The 24,569-nt window shown below is 65.1% G+C and carries 26 protein-coding genes, 5 tRNA genes and 1 pseudogene; 9 read left to right on the top strand and 23 right to left on the bottom strand.

Translation table 11 applies throughout. The annotated features are described in order from the left end of the window. Window positions 1-106 precede the first annotated feature (106 nt). The gene (locus AC5P5X_RS16280; protein ID WP_099497499.1) at window positions 107-1,183 is read left to right on the top strand and encodes an alpha/beta hydrolase family protein; all 1,077 of its coding nucleotides are present in this window, start codon (window positions 107-109) and stop codon (window positions 1,181-1,183) included. Window positions 1,184-1,442: 259 nt separating this feature from the next. Here AC5P5X_RS16280 and AC5P5X_RS16275 read toward each other — a convergent pair whose 3' ends face one another. Both AC5P5X_RS16275 and AC5P5X_RS16270 read right to left on the bottom strand, forming a co-directional pair. Continuing rightward, window positions 1,443-1,712 (bottom strand): hypothetical protein, encoded by a 270-nt coding sequence (locus AC5P5X_RS16275; RefSeq protein WP_005408911.1) that lies wholly within the window; start codon window positions 1,710-1,712, stop codon window positions 1,443-1,445. Between the two features lie 124 nt (window positions 1,713-1,836). Next, window positions 1,837-2,541 (bottom strand): ArsR/SmtB family transcription factor, encoded by a 705-nt coding sequence (locus AC5P5X_RS16270; RefSeq protein ID WP_059033950.1) that lies wholly within the window; start codon window positions 2,539-2,541, stop codon window positions 1,837-1,839. A gap of 175 nt (window positions 2,542-2,716) precedes the next feature. On the opposite strand from AC5P5X_RS16270, the gene AC5P5X_RS16265 reads away from it, so the two are divergent. Continuing rightward, window positions 2,717-3,286, top strand: a complete 570-nt coding sequence (locus tag AC5P5X_RS16265; RefSeq protein ID WP_236672490.1) for a flavin reductase family protein — start codon at window positions 2,717-2,719, stop codon at window positions 3,284-3,286. A gap of 10 nt (window positions 3,287-3,296) precedes the next feature. Here the strand turns inward: AC5P5X_RS16265 and AC5P5X_RS16260 are convergent, their stop codons facing one another. The 3 genes from AC5P5X_RS16260 to AC5P5X_RS16250 all read right to left on the bottom strand — a co-directional run bounded on the left by AC5P5X_RS16260 (window position 3,297) and on the right by AC5P5X_RS16250 (window position 5,006). Continuing rightward, window positions 3,297-3,842: a DUF4124 domain-containing protein gene (locus AC5P5X_RS16260; RefSeq protein ID WP_100438061.1), complete on the bottom strand. Its 546-nt coding sequence runs from the start codon at window positions 3,840-3,842 to the stop codon at window positions 3,297-3,299. A 74-nt stretch (window positions 3,843-3,916) separates the two neighbouring features. Further along, window positions 3,917-4,426, bottom strand: coding sequence for a GNAT family N-acetyltransferase (locus AC5P5X_RS16255; protein ID WP_258391086.1), 510 nt, complete (start codon window positions 4,424-4,426; stop codon window positions 3,917-3,919). 82 nt (window positions 4,427-4,508) lie between these two features. Next, entirely contained in the window at window positions 4,509-5,006 is a 498-nt protein-coding gene (locus AC5P5X_RS16250) for a GNAT family N-acetyltransferase (protein ID WP_111189152.1), read from the bottom strand. 107 nt (window positions 5,007-5,113) lie between these two features. On the opposite strand from AC5P5X_RS16250, the gene AC5P5X_RS16245 reads away from it, so the two are divergent. Beyond that, window positions 5,114-5,518 carry an NUDIX hydrolase gene (locus tag AC5P5X_RS16245; RefSeq protein WP_111189153.1) on the top strand — a complete coding sequence of 135 codons (405 nt, stop codon included), beginning with the start codon at window positions 5,114-5,116 and terminating at the stop codon, window positions 5,516-5,518. Window positions 5,519-5,690: 172 nt separating this feature from the next. Here the strand turns inward: AC5P5X_RS16245 and AC5P5X_RS16240 are convergent, their stop codons facing one another. Both AC5P5X_RS16240 and AC5P5X_RS16235 read right to left on the bottom strand, forming a co-directional pair. Continuing rightward, on the bottom strand, window positions 5,691-5,921 hold the full coding sequence (locus AC5P5X_RS16240) for a YybH family protein (protein WP_227415191.1): 231 nt from the start codon (window positions 5,919-5,921) through the stop codon (window positions 5,691-5,693). 214 nt (window positions 5,922-6,135) lie between these two features. Further along, a pseudogene (locus tag AC5P5X_RS16235) lies at window positions 6,136-6,496 on the bottom strand (hypothetical protein); the annotation flags it as partial. A gap of 1,185 nt (window positions 6,497-7,681) precedes the next feature. Between AC5P5X_RS16235 and AC5P5X_RS16230 the strand changes: the two are divergent. After that, a complete protein-coding gene (locus AC5P5X_RS16230) occupies window positions 7,682-8,176 on the top strand; it encodes a hypothetical protein (RefSeq protein WP_143566029.1) in 495 nt (164 codons plus the stop codon). Between the two features lie 140 nt (window positions 8,177-8,316). Here the strand turns inward: AC5P5X_RS16230 and AC5P5X_RS16225 are convergent, their stop codons facing one another. Next, window positions 8,317-8,550, bottom strand: a complete 234-nt coding sequence (locus AC5P5X_RS16225; protein WP_100443203.1) for a hypothetical protein — start codon at window positions 8,548-8,550, stop codon at window positions 8,317-8,319. 28 nt (window positions 8,551-8,578) lie between these two features. On the opposite strand from AC5P5X_RS16225, the gene AC5P5X_RS16220 reads away from it, so the two are divergent. After that, window positions 8,579-8,830, top strand: coding sequence for a hypothetical protein (locus tag AC5P5X_RS16220; protein WP_157806719.1), 252 nt, complete (start codon window positions 8,579-8,581; stop codon window positions 8,828-8,830). Window positions 8,831-9,334: 504 nt separating this feature from the next. Here AC5P5X_RS16220 and AC5P5X_RS16215 read toward each other — a convergent pair. The 3 genes from AC5P5X_RS16215 to AC5P5X_RS16205 all read right to left on the bottom strand — a co-directional run bounded on the left by AC5P5X_RS16215 (window position 9,335) and on the right by AC5P5X_RS16205 (window position 9,768). Then, window positions 9,335-9,408 (bottom strand) — tRNA-Cys (locus tag AC5P5X_RS16215). 66 nt (window positions 9,409-9,474) lie between these two features. After that, a tRNA-Gly gene (locus AC5P5X_RS16210) sits at window positions 9,475-9,550 on the bottom strand. A gap of 142 nt (window positions 9,551-9,692) precedes the next feature. Further along, a tRNA-Gly gene (locus AC5P5X_RS16205) sits at window positions 9,693-9,768 on the bottom strand. Window positions 9,769-9,898: 130 nt separating this feature from the next. Between AC5P5X_RS16205 and AC5P5X_RS16200 the strand changes: the two genes are divergently transcribed. The 4 genes from AC5P5X_RS16200 (at window position 9,899) to AC5P5X_RS16185 (ending at window position 13,026) form a co-directional block, all read left to right on the top strand. Next, window positions 9,899-10,300 (top strand): hypothetical protein, encoded by a 402-nt coding sequence (locus tag AC5P5X_RS16200; protein WP_043034356.1) that lies wholly within the window; start codon window positions 9,899-9,901, stop codon window positions 10,298-10,300. Next, window positions 10,293-10,766, top strand: a complete 474-nt coding sequence (locus AC5P5X_RS16195) for a hypothetical protein (RefSeq protein WP_100443202.1) — start codon at window positions 10,293-10,295, stop codon at window positions 10,764-10,766. The genes AC5P5X_RS16200 and AC5P5X_RS16195 overlap by 8 nt, the downstream gene beginning before the upstream one ends. Window positions 10,767-10,881: 115 nt before the next feature. After that, window positions 10,882-12,582: a hypothetical protein gene (locus AC5P5X_RS16190; protein ID WP_043034358.1), complete on the top strand. Its 1,701-nt coding sequence runs from the start codon at window positions 10,882-10,884 to the stop codon at window positions 12,580-12,582. Beyond that, on the top strand, window positions 12,583-13,026 hold the full coding sequence (locus tag AC5P5X_RS16185; RefSeq protein ID WP_043034359.1) for a hypothetical protein: 444 nt from the start codon (window positions 12,583-12,585) through the stop codon (window positions 13,024-13,026). 6 nt (window positions 13,027-13,032) lie between these two features. Here AC5P5X_RS16185 and AC5P5X_RS16180 read toward each other — a convergent pair whose 3' ends face one another. The 12 genes from AC5P5X_RS16180 to kdsB all read right to left on the bottom strand — a co-directional run bounded on the left by AC5P5X_RS16180 (window position 13,033) and on the right by kdsB (window position 24,558). Next, window positions 13,033-13,953 carry an HlyD family secretion protein gene (locus AC5P5X_RS16180; RefSeq protein WP_111118174.1) on the bottom strand — a complete coding sequence of 307 codons (921 nt, stop codon included), beginning with the start codon at window positions 13,951-13,953 and terminating at the stop codon, window positions 13,033-13,035. Next, window positions 13,950-14,678, bottom strand: coding sequence for an ABC transporter ATP-binding protein (locus AC5P5X_RS16175; protein ID WP_012479691.1), 729 nt, complete (start codon window positions 14,676-14,678; stop codon window positions 13,950-13,952). The genes AC5P5X_RS16180 and AC5P5X_RS16175 overlap by 4 nt, the downstream gene beginning before the upstream one ends. A 10-nt stretch (window positions 14,679-14,688) precedes the next feature. Continuing rightward, complete coding sequence (locus tag AC5P5X_RS16170; RefSeq protein ID WP_049459963.1) at window positions 14,689-15,828, bottom strand: ABC transporter permease; 1,140 nt, start codon at window positions 15,826-15,828, stop codon at window positions 14,689-14,691. After that, complete coding sequence (locus AC5P5X_RS16165) at window positions 15,825-17,288, bottom strand: TolC family protein (protein ID WP_111189154.1); 1,464 nt, start codon at window positions 17,286-17,288, stop codon at window positions 15,825-15,827. Before AC5P5X_RS16165 ends, AC5P5X_RS16170 begins: the two co-directional genes overlap by 4 nt. Window positions 17,289-17,657: 369 nt before the next feature. Continuing rightward, window positions 17,658-17,733 (bottom strand) — tRNA-Gly (locus AC5P5X_RS16160). 115 nt (window positions 17,734-17,848) lie between these two features. Continuing rightward, entirely contained in the window at window positions 17,849-18,955 is a 1,107-nt protein-coding gene (locus AC5P5X_RS16155) for an NAD(P)/FAD-dependent oxidoreductase (RefSeq protein ID WP_111189155.1), read from the bottom strand. A 138-nt stretch (window positions 18,956-19,093) separates the two neighbouring features. Further along, a tRNA-Gly gene (locus AC5P5X_RS16150) sits at window positions 19,094-19,169 on the bottom strand. A 235-nt stretch (window positions 19,170-19,404) separates the two neighbouring features. Continuing rightward, window positions 19,405-20,031, bottom strand: coding sequence for a CDP-diacylglycerol--glycerol-3-phosphate 3-phosphatidyltransferase (gene pgsA / locus AC5P5X_RS16145; protein WP_012510614.1), 627 nt, complete (start codon window positions 20,029-20,031; stop codon window positions 19,405-19,407). Window positions 20,032-20,049: 18 nt separating this feature from the next. Beyond that, on the bottom strand, window positions 20,050-21,894 hold the full coding sequence (gene uvrC, locus AC5P5X_RS16140; protein WP_005408879.1) for an excinuclease ABC subunit UvrC: 1,845 nt from the start codon (window positions 21,892-21,894) through the stop codon (window positions 20,050-20,052). Further along, window positions 21,891-23,303, bottom strand: a complete 1,413-nt coding sequence (locus AC5P5X_RS16135) for a hypothetical protein (RefSeq protein ID WP_005408878.1) — start codon at window positions 23,301-23,303, stop codon at window positions 21,891-21,893. Before AC5P5X_RS16135 ends, uvrC begins: the two co-directional genes overlap by 4 nt. Continuing rightward, window positions 23,300-23,788: a low molecular weight protein-tyrosine-phosphatase gene (locus tag AC5P5X_RS16130; protein ID WP_043034362.1), complete on the bottom strand. Its 489-nt coding sequence runs from the start codon at window positions 23,786-23,788 to the stop codon at window positions 23,300-23,302. Before AC5P5X_RS16130 ends, AC5P5X_RS16135 begins: the two co-directional genes overlap by 4 nt. After that, window positions 23,785-24,558 (bottom strand): 3-deoxy-manno-octulosonate cytidylyltransferase, encoded by a 774-nt coding sequence (kdsB, locus tag AC5P5X_RS16125; protein WP_111189156.1) that lies wholly within the window; start codon window positions 24,556-24,558, stop codon window positions 23,785-23,787. The genes AC5P5X_RS16130 and kdsB overlap by 4 nt, the downstream gene beginning before the upstream one ends. Window positions 24,559-24,569: the final 11 nt, after the last annotated feature.

The following is a 24,569-nucleotide window of genomic DNA, read 5'->3' as shown; positions in this document are numbered from 1 at the left end:
GCGTAGAGCGCCGCCTGTTCGGCCCGCAATCCCCTGCGGCAGTGCAGCGCGCGCAACATTCCGCTGGCATCTATGCTCTGCGCCATTCCCGCATGGAATGACCACGATGCGCCCCTTGCTTCGATGTGCCCTCGCCCTTGGCCTGCTGCATGCTTCGACGGCATCGCTGGCAGCACCAACCACGGCACCACGCACGCTCAGCGGCGAGCTGCAGGGCGCCCCCTGGCGGCTGGATGTACCGGCAGACTGGAACGGCGACCTGGTGATGCTGGCCCATGGCTATGAGCCCGTGGGCGTGCCACGCACCACGCCGATGGCCGCCGGTGACAGCACCGCAGCACTGCTGGGCGCGGGCTACGCCGTCGCGCAGAGCGCGTATTCCAGCCAAGGCTGGGCGGTGGCCGAGGCGATCACCGACATGGAACACCTGCGACAGCATGCCCTGGGTGAACTCAAGCGCGTGCGACACACCTGGATGCTGGGCTTCTCGATGGGTGGTGCCGTAACCATTGGCAGCCTCGAGCGTTTCCCGCAGCACTATGCCGGTGGTGTGTCGCTGTGCGGCGCCAATCTCAGTGGCGAACAGATCGCGGCCGACCTGCTGACCACACTGGTCGCGTTCGATTATTTCTTCCCCAAAGCTGAGGGGCTGCCGGTCACCGGGTTGGCGTCGCGCGAAGCAGCCATGCTGCCCCAGAGCGAGCTTTACCAGGGCATCGTCACCGCGCTGCAACGCGACCCGGCGCATGCCGCGTTGCTGGCGCAGCGGCTGCAGGTTTCCCCCGATGAAGTGGCCGGCACGATCAGCCTGCACGCCCTGGTCCTGCACGAGCTGGCCACACGCAGCGGTGGCATGCCGGTCGGCAACAGGGGCATGGTCTACAGCGGCTTCGGCGATGACGCCGCATTCAACGCCGGGGTGCGGCGCATCGATGCTGTACCTGCCGCGCAGGCCAGGGTGCGCGCGACGCTGGCGCTGACCGGCGCACTGCAGCGCCCGCTGGTGATCCAGTTCAACCACAACGACCCGACCATCGTGCCGCACATGCAGACGGTGTATCCGCAGTTGGCCGCACACGCAGGTGCGCGGCCAGCGCCACGGGTACTGCCATCGGTGGGCGAAGGACATTGTGGCTTCTCTGAAGCACAGGTTGTCGATGCCTTGAAGACAGTGCAACGCTGAGTCCATCGCGTAGCGAAACGCGTCCGCCACGCTGGTAACGCTTACGGTGCAGGGACCCGCGCAGCATGTGCCGCCTCCCCTCGATCTGACCGCGCACCTGTTCGGCATGCCCGAAGGCGAGTGGCTGGGCTTCGACATGTCGGTGCCGTTTGGCCACCCGGGTGTCGGCCGACCAGCACAGTGCCGTTCGATGCGCGCGGTCAGATCGGCGCGCTCGGCCAGGTCTTGGCCGTGCGCCCGTGGCCGCGGCAGGCGGGGATCAGCCGCCCAGCGTGCCCATCGTGAAGGTGTAGCCCGAGCTCATCAGGAATTCGCGCATGCGCATTTCCGCGCGCCGCGGTGAGGCCAGGTTGGCCGGCGCATACAGGGCATACACCAGGCCCGATCCCTCGATATGTTCGCGGCGGACCTCGCAGCGGGCGGTTTCCGAGGCTATCACCCATCCGTCCTTCAGCCGCTCCGGCCCGATGGATTGCCCGTTCTTCAACCGAAAGGTCAGCCAACGCACATCTGCCATGATTTTGCTCATTTCCGATTCGCTCCGTGCCCGAAGCGACCCGTGATGTCCTTGCTCGCCATTGCAGCTCCCTGAGACGTGGAACTCGACCATAACGCCTTGCCATGTCGCGGGTGACTGAGACTGGCCGCGCCGCTCAGGTCGCCAGGTTGAAGAGCCGCCACAACGCCTCGCGCCCGGGTGGCGTCAGCCGTAGTTCGCGCCGGCCCTCGACGCGCCGCAGCCAATCGTTGTTCACGAAACTATCCAGCATCGCCTCACCGACCAGCCCTGCCAGGTGTGGCCGCCGTTCGGTGCAGTCCAGGCAGCCACGGCAGTAGCGCGCCGGGTTGGCCGCCACCGGCTGCTGCAGGAGCTCGCGCAACGGCAGGCCCAGTCCGGCAAGGAATGCGGCGCCTCCAGCGCTGATCTGCCAATGCCCTTCGCATGGCAGTACATGCCCCGCCTGCAGCAGGCGATCGGTGATGGCGACCGCGTGCACGCCGGCCAGGTGCCGATAGCAGGAACGCGCCTCGCGCAGTGCAGGCATGCTGCGCGTGGCCGCAGCGGTACACGAAGGGGTACGGTCGGCCACGCGCAGGATGCCTTCGAGCATCTCTGCCACCTCGCTCGATGCCAGCCGGTGGTAGCGATGACGCCCCTGCGCCACCGCCACCAGCAGGTCGCCCTCGACCAGCCTGCGCAGGTGCGTGCTCGCCGTCTGCGGCGTTACCCCGGCCACGCGCGCCAGCTCCATCGCGGTGTAGGCCCGTCCATCCATCAACTGCAGCAGCATGGCGGCACGCGCCTGGTCCCCGACCAGGGCACCGACACTGACAAGGGAACCGGAGGTGTGGACCATGCCCCATTGTGGCATGCCGTCATCTGCCAACAGTTCGATGCAGGCCGAAGCGTCAGCAGCCGACTGCGCGGCACAGTGCTCGCCCGCAACCGCGAGACCTGCCGTGAGGACCGCTTCGATCCATCGCCGCCGCATCACCCCTTCGGTCCTGTACCCAGGCACGCCCGTGCTGCTGATGACCACGTTGAATGACGACGGCAGCAGCAACATCAGCCCGCTTTCTTCGTTCTGGGCGCTGGGCAACCGGGTAGTGCTGGGTCTCGGTACGCAGGGCCAGGGCTATCGCAACCTGCAGCTGCGCAGCGAGTGCGTGCTGAACTTCCCCTCATCCGCGCAGGCCGCACAGGTCGAGGCGATCGCGCGGGCAACCGGCTGTAACCCGGTGCCGACCGCCAAGCAGGCGATGGGCTACGTGCACGTGCGCGACAAGTTCGCACTGGGCGGATTCACTGCCGTCGTGTCGACGCATGTTGCTCCGATGGCCATTGCCGAGTGCCCGCTGCAGGTGGAGGCCACCGTCATGGCGATGCATCCACCCGGCGAGGATGATGGCCAGGGCTTCGTGATCGTCGAAGGCCGCATCCGCTGCGTGCATGCGCACGAAGACATCACCGTGGACGGCACCCAGCACATCGATGTGACGCGCTGGAAACCGCTGATCTACCTGTTCCGGCACTACCTGGGCGTGAGCGCGCCGGTTGGGCGCAACTTCCGTGCGGAGACACCCATGCGCCTTCCCGCCTAGCGGGAACGACTCATGGCGTACCCGCGGGTACGTTGCTGAACTTGTCGCGCACCGAGCGCTCGCGTTCACGCCGGGTCGAGGCGCACTGTTCGCGCGCACTCGCCATCTGTGTATCCGCCGCCATCCGCTCGGCACTCAACGATTGCTGCAGGCTGGCAATCTGCGCACGGATGCCCGAGTCACGGGTTGCGCCGGCCAGGTTGTTGCTCGACGCGGCCATCTGCCGGTTCAACTCGGCGATCTGCCGACCGATCTGCTGGCTGCGCGACTCCAGCGGACCGTAGATGCGCGAGCGCTCGCCCTGCACGCAGTTGCGCTCGGCGATACCGGCGTCGGCCAGTTCGGTGTTCTGGTACACCGCCGCGCGGTTCGATGCCTCCCCCGCCGTTTCCGTGGAGGAACGGCTGGAACGCAGCTTCATGGGTTCAGCGCCGGCAGCACAGGGATTCTGGCTGTATACCGTTTCACCGGAAGCGCCCTTGCACTTGTAGACCTGGGCCGATGCCAGCGGGAAACACCCCAGCAGCAGCATCGCCATCACTACCTTCCCCTTCATCCTGCACCGCTCCCTGGTTCATTGGACAACCGCCACGATACGGTGGTTTGGTGGCGACCGCACGCTGGCGCCGTTCAGACCGTTTCGCCCTGCAGATCGAGCAAGGCCGTGGTCCAGCGGCGCGCTCCCAGCGCGGCCACCATGCCGCCGCGATAGACGAACCTGCGTACGTGGCCGTCTTCAATGAAGCAGGTCTCGTTCTGCATCGGTACATAGCCCGCAGAAGCATAGTGCCGATGATCCAGGGCGAACAGCACGGCGAAATCGATACCGTGCCGGCGCAACTCTGCATGGGCCGCTTCGATCAACCGCGAGGCAACGCCCTGCCGGCGAACGTCGGCACGCACCACCACGCCGCCAATCAAGCCCATGCGTTCCGGCTCGCCGTCCAGCAGTACGTTGCGTTCATACAGCGCGAGATGTGCGACAACGTGATCACCTCCCATTGCCAGGACCAGAGCGACCTGCCCCGGGATGGCGTAGCCCTCGCCCTGCATGTCCGGGAAAGCCTGGCGGAGCAGATCCACCGCCTGCTGACGGTGTTGCGGCGCTACGCTTTGCCAGCGGCATACCTGAACGCGCATTGCCCTATCTTCGTCGAATGAATGTGTGTCCAGGCCCATCGTGCCACGGAAACATGACCGGGCCCGCAGTAACGTTTCACTGTCAGTGCAATGTGATCCAGTACGAGACGATATCCGTGTAGATGCCCTCGCGCTTGACTGCGCGCGGCTCCCTGCCGAGTACGCTGAAACCCAGCGATTCATACAGCCCGCGCGCAGCAGCATTGTCCTCCAGCACCGTGAGGGTGAGCGATTCAATGCCCTCGGCGCGCGCAGATGCAAACGCAGCAAGAAGAAGGTGGCGGGCGATACCCTGGCCACGGTGGCCGGTGCCCACATGGACACTGTGCACTTCCGCCGTATGCCGTCGCGCCGTCCGCATCGGGCGTACGTAGCGCAGGAAGCCCGCAAGCTTGCCGTCGATGAAAGCGCCGAAATAACGCGTCCCGGGATCAGCAAGCTGGGCGCGCATCACGTCTGCTGTCTCATTCTGCGCCTCGGCCAGCGTGGACAGGAACGCAGCGGGCGACTCGCGAAGCGCCTGCAACCGCGCCTGCCAGAGAATGTCGGCGTCGTCAGCACCAAGTTGCCGGATGACCATGCGACACACCCGCGAGGTTGTTGATGCACAGGTGTCCAGCTTAGCGCGGGTTCGCCTGATGCGGCGTGCATGCAAGAATGAAAACCGTCCCTTCTTCATTCACCGCCATGACTGAACTGCAGATTCCCCGCCTTGGATGCGGCGCCGTCGTCCGTGATGCCGGCGGCCGCATCCTGCTGATCCAGCGCGGACGCGATCCGGAGCGCGGGTATTGGGGCCTGCCTGGCGGCAAAGTCGACTGGATGGAAACGGTGGAGGCTGCCGTGGTCCGCGAAGTCCGCGAGGAGACCGCCTTGGAAGTGCAGCTGCTGCGCCTGCTGTGCGTGGCCGATCATTTCGAGCCGGCGCTTGCTCAGCACTGGGTCGCGCCTATCTACGAGGCACGGGCACTTGCGGGTGCCGAGGCTTCCATCCAGGAGCCGGGCGTGCAGACCGGGCTGGGCTGGTTTGCCGGGGATGCTCTGCCCCAGCCGCTGACGCAGGCCACGGTGCAGGCGCTGGCCAGGCTGTAGCCGATCAGGCCACGACCAAGGCGGCACGGATGCCGCCCGGCCTTGCGGCTCACTCGATCGGAAGACCGTGCATCTTCAGGAACGAGAGTTTGTCCCAGTAGCCGCGCTGGAACGTGATCAATCCTCCGTCAACCGTGAAGAAGCCGCATCCACGCAGGCCAAGAGGGTCGCGTCATTCCAGCGCAGCGACATTGCCGGCCTCATGGATGACTTCGGGAATGCAGACCATTTCAGCAGTGCTGAATTCACGCTCGAAGGTGGCACGGATCGCATCGCGGCCCTTGATCGGGTCCTGGGTGACCTGGTGATTGATCGCGTCGGGGTGATACAGCTCCGCCAGGCCAGCAGCATCGCCTGCGTTGAAGCGCTCGATCCAGGTTTCCACGATGTGTCTGGGAGTCATCCGCATGAAGTCCGCTAAGGCCCAGACCCGATCATAGCGCTCGTACAGCACATTCCAGACCGCAGAAAAACGAAAAGCCCTGCCCGGAGTCAGGGCTTTTCAATTGGAGGCCTCAAGCGGAATCGAACCGCTGTAAACGGATTTGTAATCCCAATCAAATCCTTACTCATCAATAGCCTGAGCGGAGGCGACACCGGCCCAACCGCCCCAACCGATCGAGTGCTGCCTTGATCCGCTCAACCGCCTTCGCTCTGGCCTCGGCCAGGCGTCGGGCCTGTTGCTGCTGTTCGCGGGTCGGCGGCAGACCGGGCAGTGGCGGGGGCAACTGGATCGGCGTGCTGTCGGTCAGCCGGGCGACGGCCTCACGCAGAGGCAGCTCGGGATACAGCCGGGCCGCGCACCAGCGTTCCGCGTAGCGCTTCGCCTGCCGGACGTTGGCCGCGCGCCCCCTTCACCTGCCCCATCTTCTGGCCTTCCATCCACAGGCGCACCCCAAGGGGAGTGACGCCGGCCGTCTCCTGACCGTTCTACCAGAGCGCCCAGCGCTCACCGGTCTGGACCCAACCAGAGGGAATGGGCGCAGTGCAGAAGCCCTGGTAACCGTAGGAAGGGAAGGACGCATGGCCAGAAGGACACGACCGGCCACCGCGTCAACGATTCGACAAGGCGCGCCCAAGTCCCCGGCCTGTAACTGAGCCAGTCGCCGATGCCGCAAAGCTCCCACCAGCCACTATTGTGAACAAAAAATGAACTTCAGTTGCACCTTGGCCGGGGGTGGTTCCGCCCGTCGCCGTTTACAAATAGAGGTCTGTAAAGCACTTGGCACTCGGAGACACCCCAGATCGAGCACCATCTATGCCCCCCCCTGTACACGCACTACGTTCATCAGCAACAAAGGAGCGCTATGAGTCGACGGATCAAAGCCCTGAGCCTCGCTGTACTAGCCATGCTGGCAGGAGCGGCAGTTTGGTACGGAACAACCGCACCGAGTACGCAGCCAAACAAAGCCGCCTCATCGTCAGAGCCATCCAGCGCTCTGGAGCACGCCACTCGAGGGCCCGCGATCTCCGCCTCGCGGCCGGTCTCTTCAAGATCCACACCAGGGTCTGCGGCCAACAGATTAGTTCGTGTGCGGCAACTGTCCGGACGCGCGTACGCAGTGGAAGACTATGGACCAATCCCACCAGGGACAGTGCACGAAGTCATTTCAAGACTTTCGCCGTTGGCATTAGCTGGTGATGCGACAGCGTCCTACGGAATATTCCAGAAGCTCAATGAGTGTAAGGACATCAATCGACGCGCGTCTCGAGGCGTCGCACTTCACGCTTCCGAGAATGTCGCGACCGCGTGCATTGAACTATCCGCTGAAGATGAACTGAGTTCCAGTAGATGGCTCTCGCTTGCAGCAGAGCAGGGGAACATTGGAGCACGACTCCTTTATGCCGCGGACTCACAATCCGCCCTTGGAGGACCAGCGGAGCTGCTTCGCAATCCAGACCGCACGAAGGAATACAAGCAGACAGCTGTTGGCTATCTGCAAGAAATGGCAAACCAAGGCAGTGCGGACGCACTCCTACAGCTTGGTAATGCCTATCACGCTGGTGTACTTGTCGACGAGGACCGAGTTACAAGCAGAGCTTACTTTGAAGCAGTTCGTCTCGCAGATCCGTCGATAGTGCCAGCTCGACAAGTTAGTACCTTGGACAAATCGCTAAGTGCAGAACAGCTGAACTTGGCACTTCGAAAGGGAAATCAACTCTATGACTCATGCTGCAGATAAGAAGTTCTTCCGCATCCCCCGCCGCAAGGCCATTCTACTTCTGATAGTCGTCGCTGCGATCGCACTCGCAGCAAGCACGTTCGCTTTCGAACGCGGCCCCTACTTCTGCACCGATTGTCACGTCGAATCACCGGTACCCGACGCAAGAACCCTAGAGGTCATTAAAGACTCGCGGGCACCAATCGACTATGTGCCATTCTTTGCGTGGGCGACTGGAACAACGTACCAGATATGCAATCCCACCCACTGCACCGTCTATCACGAGAATTTTGAATCCAATTGGGTGGGCGAAGGCCGGACCCCTCGCGAGGGTGTTATGCCCGAGCCAATCTACGAAGGCGGCGGCGTGGAGACTGGCGGAGGCGGCACCGAGAATGGGGGTGGCGGAGTTGGCGTCGGTGGCACCAACTTTGGCGGTGGATGTGTCGGCAACTGCAGTGGCAGGATAGATGTCGGCCCAGTCCAGCAAATTTGATTTACCGATGCAAAGCCCAGCTCACTCAACGAGCAGGGCTTTTCTCACAAATGCCACGCGCGCCGGTCATCCTGACCAGATTCCAGTAGGCAGCGATGATCCGGGCGTAATAGCACATACGCTTCTCCTGTGAGGAGTATTTAGATGGTGACCTCCATCACTGGAAGGTTGGGAGCCGCTTCAATCAGGCGACCACCTCGAACCCAGACGTTGTAAGGAATGGTTTGCCGCCGCTGGCCGAAAGCCCGCACCTGTACCCCGTCATACGTCGTCAGCTTGCTGGTGCCATCACTGTTGTGCGCGGTGACGGTCGCCAGCAATCGAGGATTGCTGCTGACCAGTTCGCCGAATTGATCCCAAAGGTCAGTTCGCATCGTTGTAGTGCCTTTCGAGGGTTACGGTGTGCTCGATCACAACATCAACGCGCAGCGACTCGCACTGCCCATGCCATCTCCCCGCAGCGCCAACCACTTCCACCAGGTCCAATGGCATGACTGGGCCGACCTCACCTGGCTTAATCGGCTTGGGGAACAGCGGCATAGTGAGGTCGACGGCCGCTTGCTCACTTCGTTCACCAAGGATGTTCCGCCCGCGCTCGGCGCCGACGGCAGCAGCATGATCAGTGGGCTGCTGACCTGCTGTGCGAAAAGCTGACCTGCCTCACCGTCCTTGCGTACTTTGCAGGTGACGCCCTTTCCCGGCAGCTCACCAGTGACCACCACCGCATCGTGCAGCGGTTCGCTACGCATCTGGAGGCTCTCGGCAAGGACGATGTCCTCCTGCACAACGTGATCAGGAGGTGATTCCCGCCAAAGCTACGGGCTGACTGGATAGCTGGCCCGAACCCGCAACACCGGCTGCGCCGGGTCGGACTGCACACCACCGCGACACTTGCCCCGGCCAAGCCGCTGATGGCATCGAGAGGCGTGTTCGCGTCGCAGATTCTCCGCTGCCGCCTCGGTGTTGGCTAGCTCCTCCGGCACCACGCCGCGGTCAAGCAGCACGTCCAGACGACGTACATACTCGTTCCTCGGCTTCATAGGACCTGCTGACAACGGGTGGCAAACAGATGATTTCATGGCCGAATCAGGAGATTCTGCACAAAGGCATCGAACGCCACGCAAAAAAAAGCCCTGACCGGAGTCAGGGCTTTTCAATTGGAGGCCTCAAGCGGAATCGAACCGCTGTAAACGGATTTGCAATCCGGTGCATAGCCACTCTGCCATGAGGCCAACGTACTGCGCGCCAGGAACTGGGCCCTGACAAGACAAAACCCCATGATGGGGCCTGTCGGAACATGGAGCGGGAAACGAGACTCGAACTCGCGACCTCAACCTTGGCAAGGTTGCGCTCTACCAACTGAGCTATTCCCGCGTAAGCCGACATGCTACCGGAAATCCGGAAAACACACCAGCGATTTCACATTTCTGACTGCGCGCAAAGCCTTGTGGCCCAACGTGCCCCGCCTTGCCGTGGCGGGAGAAAAACAAGGCCCCTGCCGGGGCCCTGTAGAATCTGGAGCGGGAAACGAGACTCGAACTCGCGACCTCAACCTTGGCAAGGTTGCGCTCTACCAACTGAGCTATTCCCGCAGATTCCGTTCGACCTGCGTCGAAGGAGCGCTATTGTGTCCAAATTCCTTCACGCCGTCAACAGTCTTCACATCATGCAGTCACGGGCGTCCGCAGTGGGGTACGCTGCCCCGCCCGGCCCCGTTCGCCCATGCTCCTTCGCGGCACGCCTCTGTTGATCGCCCTGCTGCTGCATCTGCTGGTGGCCCTGCTGTACTGGGCGCTGATGCCGATGGGAATGAACTGGTATCGCGACCATTTCGGCTTTGCTTCACATCGTGACATCGGCCTGGGCATCGCCCAGTTCTATCTGTTCTGGATGTTCATTGGCGCCCAGCCGCTGATCGCGGTGCTGCGGCCACTGTTTGCCAAGCTGCTGGTGCTGGCGATTCCCCTGGCGTTCGCGAGTTGGACACTGATGCACAACCATCCGCTGCGCCTGCTGTACTTCACCCTCGGGCCCGGCCTGCTGGCACTGGCCGCGATCGTCACAACCGCGTGGTATGCATCACGCAAGCGCCTGCCTGCCACCACGGACACCGCCGATGCCTAGACGCTACGTCCGCCTGTTCTGGTTGCTGGTTGCGTTGACCTGGCTGGCGCTGATCGCCGCACTGGTCAATGCCGGCTTCACCCCAGACTACTGGCTGCTGCATCACCTGGAAGGCGCCGAGTCGCCCTACCCGACCAGCACTGTCATCGTGTTCGCGTTGCTGGGCACCGTCGAACTGGTGGTAGCCGCCTTGATCGTGCGGCCGTGGCGACTGAAACGACTGTGGCTGCGCCTGCTGATCGCCTTCGCCCTGCTGCTGGCATGGTCGGTGCCGTGGATGCTGTCAGCCATGCACCAGCCGCCGGTACACGGCATGCATCTGCTGTGGTTGTTGATGCTGGACGTGGGACTACTGCTGGCGCTGTGCTTGGTGTCGGCGGTGAGCGCGTGGCGGGCTTTCATAAGCTCACCGCATGGCTTCCGCAGGGAGAAGACGCGCAGAGATGGCCTACGCATTTCAGAATAGTTGCATGGACCCGCAGCGGACCGGCGAAGGACAGTACCTGACCCGAGGCCCACAGAGCCGGCAATACTTTCACTGTCGCTGCTCTGCATATGCCTCTGCCAAACCGGGATAATTCATGCAGCAGTCGAGCCAGCAGGCATCACAGCTCCCCGACGACGCGGATCCGCTTGAGGCAGCGTTACCAGCGATGGCTGGAGACCGGCCGATTACTCCCCTGGAACTTGCCACGCGACTTTCCGCAGCCTGCCCCTTTCAGGTCGTCCGATACGCCGACATCAAGGGTGAGGTACCGCAGGACTCAACATACGCACCAGAGCACTACGTCTGGGGTGATCCCGATGAGTTAGTTCTCTTGGTTGATGGCGACCTCAAGCTCGACACGCTGGACCTGGACGACCCGCTGGCCCCGTGGCGGGAAGAAGATCTTGGTGCGTACATCCGTTTCATCCTGGTTCGCGGCAATGCAGAGATAGCGCGCCATGTTCACAGCCTTGAAACCGACGGCGCATGCGGATTGCTTGTCTCGGGCGACCTGACGACAACCAATGCCATCGCCGGCGGACAGGAAATCCGCGTAGGCGGCAACCTGCTGATACGCGAGCTGTTCTGGGGCGACTACAACCACGGGGAACTGCACGTGGTCGGGAACACCCAGGCAGCGCTTCTCATTCAGACCGACTACTCCATGCAATTCGATGGCTCGGTTCACTGCATTCGCAGGATGGACGACGAAGCCATCATTGACGACGGAATTGAGCAGATCATCGAGCCCGATTGCCTCTCACGCGAATCCGAGGGTCCGGACAGCTTCTGGTCACTGGATGCAGGAGCCATGCTGCAAAGGCTCACTGCCGGGAAGAGCGTCATCCGTGCGGAGGGTCTGTCAGCGCCGGACCCGACGCTATGCACAGTGAACCTGTTTGGCGATGCAACTGTCAGCCCAGAAAGTCTGCTACGCGTCTGTGGAGAAGACATGCTTCCCATGGATACCCGGACCTATGAATTCCACCGCAGCGGCATCTCACTTCTAGCAAGTGCGGACAACACCGACGCCGACGCCCGCGCATACACCGTGCAGATGGAAGATCCATCGAAGAACATCGCTGCACGCCTCGTAATGCGGCGCACTGAAGCGACCGCCAGCACCACAGCCTCTCACATGGGAGGTGCTGGATCTGGTTGGAGCCTATTGAAATACGTCTGCAGCGATGCTGGACAAGTTCAGCCCGAATGGGACGAGGTGGAGTCACACGACATCCAGCCCCCCTTCATCGCACTTATCCTCGACGGGTGGCGATTTCTTAAGGAAGGCGCATCGAACCGCCAAAGGACCACGGAGACAATTTCAGCGGCCGAGATACGCGATCTCCTGGCGCTTCCGATCTGCCAGCCATACGACGACTACGGCGATGGTGAACGTTGCGGATTCTGGGTGGGTCACTGTCATGCTGCATTTCGCCAAGAGAAACGCGGGCCTGGCCGCGAGGAGCCCATGCTCCGCCTTTCACGGGAACTTCAACAGGTCGACGGTAGCAGCGTCATCGAAAGCTACTACTACTGCATTGAGACATGCATGGATGGAGGGGAGCGCGTTCACATTCGTTACAAGGCAGACCTGCGCACTGAAGACTCGCCGGTTCAGATAGATCCCGTCGGAGGGGAGGCGCTGGCCGACGCACTACACCTGTTCAAGCGTGGCGCAAGGGAAATGCGCGGCACAAATTCGGGCTTACTGAAAGGAAGAACACCCTACCTCGCGAAAGACCATGCGTTCGCGATGAACTTCTGGAAGCAGCAGGGATACCTGCCCGAGTAGATGCCAAACCTCTTTCAGAAACCGACGGCAATCCAGGTCTTCTGGCTATCCGCATCCGTTGTATGGCTGCTACTGGCGTTCGCACTCATCCATGCCGGCTTCAAGCCAGACTACTGGCAACTGCGTCACACCGAGTCTGGAACACTGCCTTACCCCACAAGTTCAGTCGTCACCTTAACGCTGATCATTCTGGTGGAGATTGTTGCCCTGGGCCTGATCGTGCAGCCATGGCGATTTCACCGTCTGTGGCTGCGAATGCTTGTCTGCGCCTTCCCCTGGCTGGGCTGGACAACACTCTGGGGCGTGACCGCCATGCATCAGTCTCCCGTGCGCGATGTGCACCTGTTCTGGTTGCTTGCAACCAGCGGCATCCTTCTTCTGGCGCTGCTGGTCGTGGTCCCGGCCTCCGTCTGCCCGCGCCTACGCCGCTGGCTCAACGGCTGACCGGACCTACTTCCGGAACTCCACCCGCACATGCTGGCCGAAGCGCGCCTTGGCCTCGCCATCGAACTCCAGTACACACTCCACTACCTTGGCCACGCCACGCCCTGCATCTTCAGGCAGGCGTGCCTGCGCGAACACAGGGCTGATGCGCACCACGCGTGCGGACGGCAGCGTGCCGGTGTTCTCGGCACCATCGCTGTCCGGCACCACGGTAGCCTTCATGCCCACCTGCACGGCATCGGCATAGGCGGCGCTGAGTTCGGCACGTACCTGCAGCGGGCGCGCGGGCAGCAGGGAGATCGCCGGCTTGCCCGCCTGCACGAAAGCTCCGAGGCCAGGCACCTGGCCGACCACGGTGCCGGCTTCCGGCGCGCTCAGCGACATCTGCTGCAGTTTCAGCCTGGCGTGTTCCAGCTTGTGCTGGGCCAGGTCGACCTGCGCACCGGCCACGTCAACATCGGCGCGCACACCCGCCAGCTGCTGCTTGGCCGCATCGGCCTGCTGGTTGGACGACACGCCTTCGCTGGCCCCCGTGGAAAGGCGAGTAGCGTTGCGCTCCAGTTCGCGCAGCTGCGCCTGACTGCCCTTCAGGCGGTCATTGGCCAGGGCGAGATCGGCGCTGGCCATCGCCACCTCCTGCTGCAGCAAGGCACCATCCAGCGACAGCAGCAGCTGCCCCTTCTTCACCGTGGCGCCTTCCTTCACCGGTGCGGCGGTGATCGAGCCATCCACCGGCGGTGCCAGCGCGATCAGGCCACCCTCGACGTCGATGATGCCGCGCGCCACCGCGACCTTGCCGACGGCGGTTGCACCGGCCTTGCCCGAAGGCGACTGTGCAGGCGCAGGCGCGTCCCTGGAACAGGCGCCGAGCAGCAGTGCCGCGGACAGGGCCAGGCTGAGGGGAAGCAGGTGCGACGTCTTGGTCATGGGGCGGACTCTACAGTTTCGTTCTGGCGGCGGTCATCACGGACCATGCCGTCTTCCATGGCGATCACCCGATCGGCATGCCGGATCAGGCGCGGATCGTGGCTCACGCACAGCACGGTGGCGCCATGCGCACGTGCGTAGCGATGCAGGATGTCGATCACGCGCTGGCCGTTCTCGGCGTCCAGCGCGCTGGTGGGTTCGTCTGCGAAGATCAGCGTCGGCGACTTGGCGAAGGCGCGGGCAACGGCCACACGCTGCTTCTCGCCGCCGGACAGCTGCGCCGGGCGCATGTGACTGCGGTGGCTGAGGCCCACTTCTTCCAGCGCCTTGCGCGCCAGCGGTTCGCTTTCGCGATTGCGCATGCCGCGGTAGCCCAGCGGCAGCTGCACCTGCTCCAGCGCAGTCAGTGCCGGGAACAGATTGAAGCCCTGGAACACGAAACCGACATGGTGCAGGCGGAAGCGCTCCACCTCGCTTCGGGTCATGTGCCCCACATCCTGGCCAAGTGCGTGCACGCGGCCACCATCGGGCGCGGACAGGCCGGACAGCAGCGACAACAGCGTGCTCTTGCCGCAACCCGACGGGCCCGATACCAGGGTCAGCTCGCCAGGATAGATGTCCAGCGACAGGCCGCGCAGCACCGGCACCTGCACGTCGCCGGACATGAAGCCCTTTTCAAGTGCATCGGCCCGCAGGGTCGGGGCGACGGCGCGTGTGGAAGTCATCGGCCGGTCCTCAACGCAGCAGCAACGATGGATCGGAGCGGACGACACTGCGCACCGCCATGATGCTGGAGAGCATGGCCATCACCGCAACCAGTGCGACGCAGCCGAGGATCACCATCGGTGTCAGCTGCACCGGCACGCGCTGGGTCTGCGCGATCAACAGCACCACGGTGCTGAAGGCCGCCGCCAGCAACATGCCCACGCCACCGATCAGCAACGCCTGCTCGAACACCACCCGTGCCAGCGCATAGCGGCCTGCACCGAGTGCATTGAGCGTGGCGTACTCGCGAACCGAGCCAGCCACCACCGACGCGAACGACTGGTTGGTGATCACCGCGCCGACGAAGCAGACGATGACGGCCATGAACAACACCGCGATGCCGGCACCGGTGTCGAACAGCCAGTACTGCTGCGAGCGGCTGGCGAACTCCGGCGCGGTCCAGAACTCGACCGGCGTAGCCTGGCCCATTGACGCGGCCAGGCGATCGCGCACGCGGTCGGCCAGGTCCGGCGAGCGCAGGCCCGCCACGAAGTAGGTACTGCCCTCATGTGGGTCGGTACCGGCGATGGCGCGCGCGGTATCCAGCGAAGCCAGTACGTTGACACCACCAAGGCCACGCAGGCCCGGCTGCGCGGCAACCACGCGCACGGCCTTGCCATTGATCCAGGCGCGGTTGTTCTGCAGGTCCACGCCCAGCGTATCCAGGTCGGCGCTGTCGACGATCACCGCACCCGGTTCGCGCAGCTGTGCACGCAGGTCGGCAGGCAGGATGCGCGCGAACATCATTGCATCGTCGCGGGTGGAGATGCCGGACAGGTACACCGACACGTTGCCGGTGCCCTGCGCGCCGGACCGCCACTCACCATCGACCCATTCGTAAGGTTCGACGCGGGTGACATCCGGATCCATGCGCAGGTGGCTTTCCACATCGGCGCTGATCGCATGGCCGTAGTTGACGCTCTGGGTACCGGGGAAACCGGCCCAGATATCGGCCGAAGATGCCTTCACATAGATCGCGGCGGTGCCGAAGATGCCCAGCACCAGCGCCGCCTGCACGATCAGCAGCACGCCGGCGAAGCACATCGCCAGCACCACCGGCAGGAACCGGCGCCACTCATAGGCCAGGGTCTTGCGGGCCAGCGCGATCATTGCGGTTCGCCCTCAGCCTCGACCGGCAGCGGTGCGCCACCAAGGGCGCGGTACAGCGACGCAAACGCCAGCACGCGCGCGCCCTGCGCACCGATCAGGTCGGCCTGCGAGGCCAATGCGGCACGCTGCGTATCCAGCCCATCAAACTCGCTGGACAGGCCCAACTGCACCTGCCGCGCCTGCCGCTTGACCTGCTGGTTGGCGACATCATTGGCCGCACGCAGCGATTGGATGCTGCTGTCCTGGCGCGCCAGGCTGCCCAGTGCACCTTCCACTTCGCTAACGCCTTCCAGCACGGCCTTGCGGTAGCCGAGCAAGGCGGCGTCCAGTTGCTTTTCGTCGGCATGGAACCGCGCGCGGCGCTGGCCCCAGTCCCACAGCGGAATATCGACGTACGGGCCGATCGACGGACTGGAGTCGGAATTGGAGCGCGCGTTCTGGGTAAGGTTGTAGGCGTACAGAATGGAGCCGCCGAGGCTGATCCGCGGGTACATCGCGGCGCGCGCCGAGCCCTTGCTGGCGGCGGCCTGCATCACTTCCGACTCGGCCAGCAGGATCTGCGGCCGATGGCGCAGCAGATCGGCGGGGACCTGCTGCAGCGAGAACGTGCCCAGCGTCGGCGGCGTGCGATAGGCGCGCCAGGCCGGATCCGGGCCATCTCGGCCCAGCAACACTGCCAGCGCGCGGGCCGCGTTGTCAGCGTTTTCCCGGGCCTGTGCCGTGGCCGCGCGGGTGGCGACCTGGCGTGCACGCAGGCGATCCAGTTCGCCCGGCTCGTCCAGACGCAGGCGCTGGCGGACCAGCGCCAGCTGTTCGCCGCGATCATCCACGGCCTGCTGTCGGGCCAGCAGATCCTGCTGGGCCTGCGCCACCGTCAGGTCCAGATAGCTGCGCACCACGTCGGCAATCACCGCTACCTGCGCGGCATTGCGCAGCGCCTCGGCATTGCCGGCCGAGGCCTGCGCGCTCAGCTGCGCACTCTCGGCGGCGCCGAACAGGCCCAGGTCCCAGATCGCTTCAATGCCGGCATGGAAGTAGGTATCGACAGCGGCGGCGTCCTGCACCTGCTTGGCGCTGGCGGAGATTTCCGGCAGGAAACGCGAGTCGGACGTGCCAGCGACGATCCGAACGGCCTGCAGGCGCAAGGTGGCCTGCTGCAGGTCGAGATTGCCGGCGACCGCCTGATCGACCAGGCCATCCAGCGCCGGGTCGGCCAGCACCTTCCACCACTGCCTGGCGTCCACCGCCACGCCCTGGCCCTGCGGTACCTGGGTCCAGGCGCTGGGTGTGCGATCAGGCAGGTCCGGGACGGGCACCGACATGCAGCCGGCCAGGGCCAGGGTTGCCAACAACGCACCGGGGCGCAGCACTGCCTGCAGGGAGAGTCCGCGCCCGGTCCTGGGCACTGCCACTGAAGTGATACGCCTGACCACCAGCCCGCCAACGTGTAGAAGGAGCATGAAGGCTACCGTGCGATTGTGGAGCGAACATGGAGAATTGGTCCGAAAAAGGTCACAACACGCATGCGGTTCAGGCAACGATGGCGTTGGCCTTTCGCCAGCCTTTCACTGCATGCGACGCACGGAACGCTGGTGCGACATCCGGGCCATTGCGTCTTGTTGCCAACTTCCCCGAGCCCCGCCCCTGCGGTCATCCCCACGACCGATACGCCCCGCCATTCCGATTGCGACACTAACGCTGGAATCGTCCCGCCAGGCCGCCGATATCACGCCCGCCATGACGACGCCATGGCGCGACTGTAGCGCCCCGTGCCGCCAACGTCATGACAAACGAAAAACGCCCCCTTGCGGGAGCGTTCTTCTTGAATCTGGAGCGGGAAACGAGACTCGAACTCGCGACCTCAACCTTGGCAAGGTTGCGCTCTACCAACTGAGCTATTCCCGCAGATTTCGTTCGACCTGCGTCGAAGGAGCGCTATTGTGTCGATATTGCTGCACGGCGTCAACAGGAATTTTCGCCTGCATTTCGGGGAGGCGTTCAGGCCCCCAGGACCGATACCTCAGGTTCGCAGGCCACGGCGGTGGAAGTAGACCTGCTCGGCGATGCGCCGCGTGGCCGCCGTGTGCAGCAGTGCATTGAGCGGCCAGTCGGCCTGCAGATGGTCCATCGCCCAGCGCAGCAGGCGCTTGCCATGGAATGCCGGCGCCACCCGCCGCGCCACCCGTTCCGCTTCCGGCCCTTGCCCACGCAGATGGCGGGCAATCGCCTCGCCGACCGCCCAGCCGTGCCGCCACGAGGAGTGGATGCCCCCGGCGGACAGCGGCGAGACGATGCCTGCCGCGTCGCCGGTCAGGATCACGCGTTGGCCGGTGAACGGCCCATCCGGCCGGCCGCACGGGACCAAGCCGGCGCGGGTGGCCGAGGGACGCGCCGAAGGCGGAATGCCGACCACATCGCGCACGTGGTCGAGGAAGCCATCGATATCCGGCGGCCGCACCTGTTGCGGGTCATGACGCAGCGCCAATCCCACCTGCAGCCCGGTCGGATTCTGTGCGACCCAGCCGATGTAGCCCGGCGCGTAGCGCTTGCTGACGAAGCAGTGCAGTGCGTCGCCCTGCGACACCTGCAGGCCGGCGAACTCACGCTCGATGCCGTAGAGGTTGTCACGCACCTGGCCAAGTCCGGTGCGATGTGCCACGCGTGAGCGTGCGCCATCAGCACCAACCAGATAGGCGCATCGCCCTGCCCCATCCACCTGCCAGCCGTCACCACTGCGATGGGCATCGGTGAAAGACCGTTGCAGGCGCAGGTCGACACTATTCGCGCGCAGCTCGCTGGCCAGCCAGCGCATCAGGTTCGGCGTATCGGTGGTGAGGAAGTAATAGCCCGGCGCGGCCAGCAACACGTTGCGCAGGTTCGGCGCATACAGGCGCACGTTTGCGACCCGCTGCACCAGATGCTCGGGCATGCGCCCCAGCCAGGTCTGCTCCATCGCTTCCTTCACCACGATGCCGGTGGTGTGCAGGCGCTCGCCGGGGTCGGCCTTGCGTTCAAGCACGCAGACGCGCAGACCGTACTGGGCGGCAGCCAGTGCGCAGGCGGCACCGGCGAAGCTGGCGCCGACGATGACGACGTCGTGGTCGTAGGCGGAGAGAGTGTGAGGCATTGCGGCATCGCCGTGGAGAGTCGGAGATGCAGCTTCGAACTGCCGCGTGGTGAGGCGAAGGAGTGGCGGTGAAGTGAGGATGAAGCGTGGAACACGCAAACGAAAAACGCTCCCTTGCGGGAGCGTTTCTCTTGAATCTGGAGCGGGAAACGAGACTCGAACTCGCGACCTCAACCTTGGCAAGGTTGCGCTCTACCAACTGAGCTATTCCCGCTTGGGAGGCGAAATTTTACCTATTCCAAGGATGGCGTCAAGGGCTTTTTTCAGGGTCTGTGAGGCGCCTTGCACCGCCTATCCACGCATGGCGTGGATCTACTACAGCGTCTCCGCAAACTGATGGATCCGCCCCCTCCGTGGATGCGGCATTTCCAATAGATCCACGCCATGCGTGGATGGCAGCAACCGTGGGGTCAGAGCCCTTTCCTGCAGAAAGGGATCCGACCCCGGGCTCAGTTGCCCAGCTTCTTCTGCCGCGCACGCTCGCGCGCAGCGCGCTCGTCATCGCGCAGGCTCGGCCAGGCGGCGTGCAGGTACTGCAGTCCCGACCACAGGGTCAGCACCGCGGCAATCGCCAGGGTCCAGTCGCCGATATGGAACACCGGCCAGCCCATCCAGATGTCTTCCACCGGCACGTTCGGGGCCACCGAGTACAGCAGGCACAGCAGCGCGACCATCTGCGCGGTGGTCTTGACCTTGCCGATCATCGCCACGCGCACCTTCGCACGCTGGCCCAGCTCGGCCATCCATTCGCGCAGCGCCGATACCGCGATCTCGCGGCCGACGATCACCGCCGCCCAGAACGCCATCCACGGCGTCGGATGGCCCTGCACGATCAGGAACAGTGCCACTGCCACCATCAGCTTGTCCGCGACCGGGTCGAGGAAGGCACCGAAGGCCGACTCCAGCTGGTAACGGCGTGCGATCCAGCCATCGAGCCAGTCGGTGATCGCGGCCAGGCCGAAGATCGCCGCCGAAGCGAAGTTGGTCCAGGTGTAGGGCAGGTAGAACACCAGCACCAGCACCGGGATCATCACGATCCGCAACAACGTCAGCCAGGTGGGCAGGGTCAACTTCATGCTTGCGTGCTTCTCTCTCTACTCGGCCGCATCAGGCGTGGCCAACCCGTGCAGGTTAGCGTAGATACGTGCCGCGAGGGCGTCATTGATGCCTTCCACCTTGGCGATTTCCGCTTCGCCAGCGGCTTTCAGCCCCACCAGGCCCCCGAAATGCTTGAGCAGGCTGGCGCGGCGGCGCGGCCCGATACCGGGAATGTCCTCCAGCTTGCTGGTCATCCGCGCCTTCTGCCGGCGGCCGCGGTGGCCGGTGATGGCGAAGCGGTGCGCCTCGTCGCGCACCTGCTGGATGAACTGCAGCGCCGGGTTGGCCGCGCCGGGGCGCAGCTCGCGGCCGTCGGGCATCACCAGCGCTTCATGGCCGGCGCGGCGCTCCACGCCCTTGGCCACACCCACCAGCAGCACGCCTTCCACGCCCAGGTCGGCCAGTGCGGCCTGGGCCTGCGCCAGCTGCCCGGCGCCGCCGTCGATCAGCAGCACGTCCGGCAGCACGCCCTGCTCTTCCACCGCACGGCGGAAGCGGCGGTCGATGGCCTGGCGCATGGCGGCGTAGTCATCGCCCGGCTCGATGCCGCTGATGTTGAAGCGGCGATACTGCGCGCGCACCGGACCGGCAGCGTCGAACACCACGCACGAGGCCACGGTAGCCTCGCCCAGGGTGTGGCTGATATCGAAACACTCGACCCGCTTGACCGGCTCGGCCAGGCCCAGCATCTCGCGCAGTGCGTCGCTGCGCGCATGCTGCGCGTTGCGGCTGTTGAGTTCGGTGGCCAGGGTCAGCTGCGCGTTGCGGCTGGCCAGTTCCACGTAGCCGGCGCGCTCGCCGCGCACGTTCCACTTCAGCTGCACCTTGCGCTCGGCCGAGGCCGACAGCGCGGCGACCAGCAGGTCGGCATCGGGGATCTCGCGGTCCAGCAGGATCTCGCGCGGCGGCTCGAATTCGATGTAGTACTGCGAGACGAACGCGGCCAGCACTTCCTCCGGGCTTTCTTCACCATTGGTGCGCGGGAAGAACGGGCGGGTGCCGAGGTTGCGGCCATCGCGGAACGCCAGCAGCAGCACGCAGGCCTGCGAGCCCTGCATGGCCACCGCCAGCACGTCCAGGTCGGCAGCACGGCCATCCACGTACTGGCGGGTCTGCATGCTGCGCAGCGAGGAAATCAGGTCACGCAGGCGCGCGGCCTGCTCGAATTCCAGTGCCTCGCTGGCGGCCTGCATCTGCTCGCCCAGCTCGCGGGTCAGTTCGTCGCTCTTGCCTTCCAGGAACAATGCAGCGCGACGCACCGATTCGGCGTACTCGGCAGGCGCCACCAGCTCCACGCAGGGCGCGCTGCAACGCCCGATCTGGTATTGCAGGCACGGCCGCGAGCGGTTGCGGAACACGCTGTCCTCGCAGCTGCGCAGCTTGAACAGCTTGTGCATCAGGTTCAGCGTTTCGCGCACCGCAGTGACGCCGGGATACGGCCCGAAATAGCGGCCGGGAATGGCGCGCGGGCCGCGATGCAGCGCGATGCGCGGCCAGTCCTCGCGGGTCAGCAGCACATGCGGATAGGTCTTGTCGTCGCGCAGCGAGACGTTGTAACGCGGCGACAGCGACTTGATCAGCTGGTTTTCCAGCAGCAGCGCCTCGGCTTCCGAGCGCGTCACCGTCACGTCCATGCGCACGATCTGCGAGATCATCGACATGATCCGCGCATTCTTCGGGCTGCCGTTGAAATAGCTGCCGACGCGGTTACGCAGCGCACGCGCCTTGCCGACATACAGCAGGGTGTCGTCGGCCGCGTACATGCGGTACACACCGGGGGCGGTACTGAGCTGGGCCGCGAAGGCCTTGCCGTCGAAGGCCGGGGCGGGAACGTCGGTCATTCGCTGATCGGCACTTCGCTGAGCACGCCGCTTTCGGGGTCGAATCGCAGTATGGCGTGGGCGTCGGTCTCGGCGATCCACACCGCACCGGCACCCACGGCCAACCCGGCCGGGCCGTGCAGGCGGCGCGGCAGCGGCTGGGTGGTCAGTTCGCCACCGCCCAGGCGCAGCGTGCGCAGGCGGCCATTGCCGGTATCGGCAATCCATAGCAGCGGCGCATCCGGACTCAGCGCGATCGCCTGTGGGAACTGCAGGCTGGCCTGCGCGCGCGGGCCATCTTCGTCACCGAAACGCCAGGGGCCCTGCCCGACCAGCGTCTGCACCAGATCCCCGCGCAGCTGCAGTGCACGGATCGAGGAGCCCAGCGCATCGGCCACGTACAGCACCTGCTGCACCACGGCCAGTGCAGTCGGTTGAGCAAACGCGGCCAGATGGCCGCTGCCGTCACGCTCGTCGATGGCACCGCTGCCGGCGCGCCACTGCAGGCTGCGCTGACCCAGGTGGTAGCTCCAGATGCGGTTGTCGCCGGCCATGGCGATGTGCAGCTGGTTATCGGCGATGGCGAGGCCGACCGGGTGGTCCAGCGAGACCTGCCGCGCCTGTGCTACCGGGCCCTCCACCGGCGCACCGGGGCGGCCATTGCCGCAGAGCGTGTCGACGATGCCGGTCAGCAGGTTGATGCGGCGCACGGCATGGTTGCCGGTGTCGGCCACGTACAGCGCGTCGCGCTCCAGCACCAGCGCCTGCGGGCGATGGAACGCCGCTTCGGCGAGGTTGCCGTCCATGAAATCGGCCGTCCCCAGCCCGAACTGGCGCAGGATGCGGCCGCCGTGGCTGCATTCGAGGATGCGGTGATGGCCACTGTCGGCGATGTACAGGCGTTCGGTGCTGACCGCCAGGCCCAGCGGAAAACGCAGGGCCTGCCGCGGCTCCGGATGCAGCTCGGTACCGCCGCGCGGCGGTGCCGACGGCGCACCGTGGCACAGCGCATTCAACGCACGCTCAAGCTCTCCCGGAGCCCCCAGCCCGACCAGCCGCTGCTGCTCGCGACCCTGCGCGTCCAGCAGCACCACGGTCGGCCACGATGTGATGCCGAAGCGACGCCAGCCATCCCAGTCGGCATCGAGCAGGACCGGCATTGACAGCCCCTGGCGGCGCAGCAGTTTGAGTGCGGCGCCGGCGTCACGCTCGAAATCGAAGCGGGGTACCTGCAGGACCAGCGGCTGCAGCATGCCAGGGTGACGCGACAGCCATTGACTGAATTCGGCCAGGCGCTGCGCGCTCCAGGCAGAAGCGGCGTTGACGAACAACAGCGCCACCGGCCGACCGCGCAGTTCGGTCAGGGTACAGGGGGCGGCATTGAGCCAGGTGGCGAACTCGGGCAGGTCCGGGACGGGCTGGACGTTCATGGCCCGATTATGCCGGAGTCGGCGTCATGCAACAGTCGTGCCACTGCACGTTTTGCAGCATTGTCGACCAGCGTCCAGACCTGTTCGAAGTGATCGCTGCCGCCGGTGTAAGGATCCGGGATGGCCGCCTGCCCCTCCCCGCCCGACCAGGGCAGGTACAGCGCCAGCCGCTCACGCTGGGCGGGTGCCACCAAGCGTCCCGCGTCCCGCAGGTTCGCCTCGTCGGCGCACAGGATCCAGTCGAAGCGGTCGAAATCAGCGGCGTGCAGCTGGCGCGCACGCAGGCCGCCGATGTCCACGCCGTGCCCGGCCGCGCAGGCGATCGCACGCCGGTCCGGCGGCTCGCCCACATGCCAGTCGCCGGTGCCGGCCGAATCCACCTGCACGCGCCCCGCCAGCGGCGAAGCGTCCAGGCGTGCGCGGAGCGCACCTTCGGCCATCGGCGAACGGCAGATGTTGCCGAGGCAGACGACCAGCAGCCTCATCGCGCGGCCAGCGTCTGCAGCAGCGCTTCAGCGCGTTCCAGATCCTCGGGCGTATCGATGCCGGGCGGGAACGGCTCCGGCGAGATCGCCACGCTGATCGGATAGCCGGCCTCGAGCACGCGCAGCTGCTCCAGCGATTCGACCTGCTCCAGCCGGCCCGGGGGCATCGCCGCGAACTGCTGCAGGAAGCCCGCGCGGTAGCCGTAGATGCCGATGTGGCGCAGCCAGGCATGCCCTTCCGGCAGCACGTCGCGGCTGCGCGCGAAGCCATCGCGGTGCCAGGCAATCGGCGCGCGGCTGAAGTACATCGCCTCGTTGCGCACGTTGCGCACCAGCTTGACCACGTTCGGATCGAACAGGGTTTCTGCATCCTCCACGGCGGTCGCCAGGGTCGACATCGGTGCATTGCCTTCAACCAGCGCCTGGGCCACCGCACGGATTCCCGCAGCCGGCGCGAACGGTTCATCACCCTGCAGGTTGACCACCACGGTGTCGTCGGCGCAGCCGGCGATGCGCGCGCACTCGGCCAGGCGGTCGGTACCGGAGGCATGCGAGGTGGCGGTCATGGCCACCTTCACCTCGGCCAGCCCGGACAGCGCGTCGGCAATGCGTTGATCGTCGGTAGCGACCCAGACCTCGCCAGCGCCGGCCTGCAGCGCGCGGCGCGCCACGTGCAGCACCAGCGGCTCACCGCCCAGCAGGCGCAGCGGCTTGCCCGGCAGCCGCGAGGCGGCATAGCGGGCCGGAATGGCGACGACGAATTCGGTCATGGGGCAATACT

It is taken from the genome of Stenotrophomonas sp. YJH_SMC_91 (genome assembly GCF_059368495.1).
The sequence above is the reverse complement of the archived record's forward strand: the minus strand, read 5'-3'. Positions and strand labels throughout refer to the sequence as shown.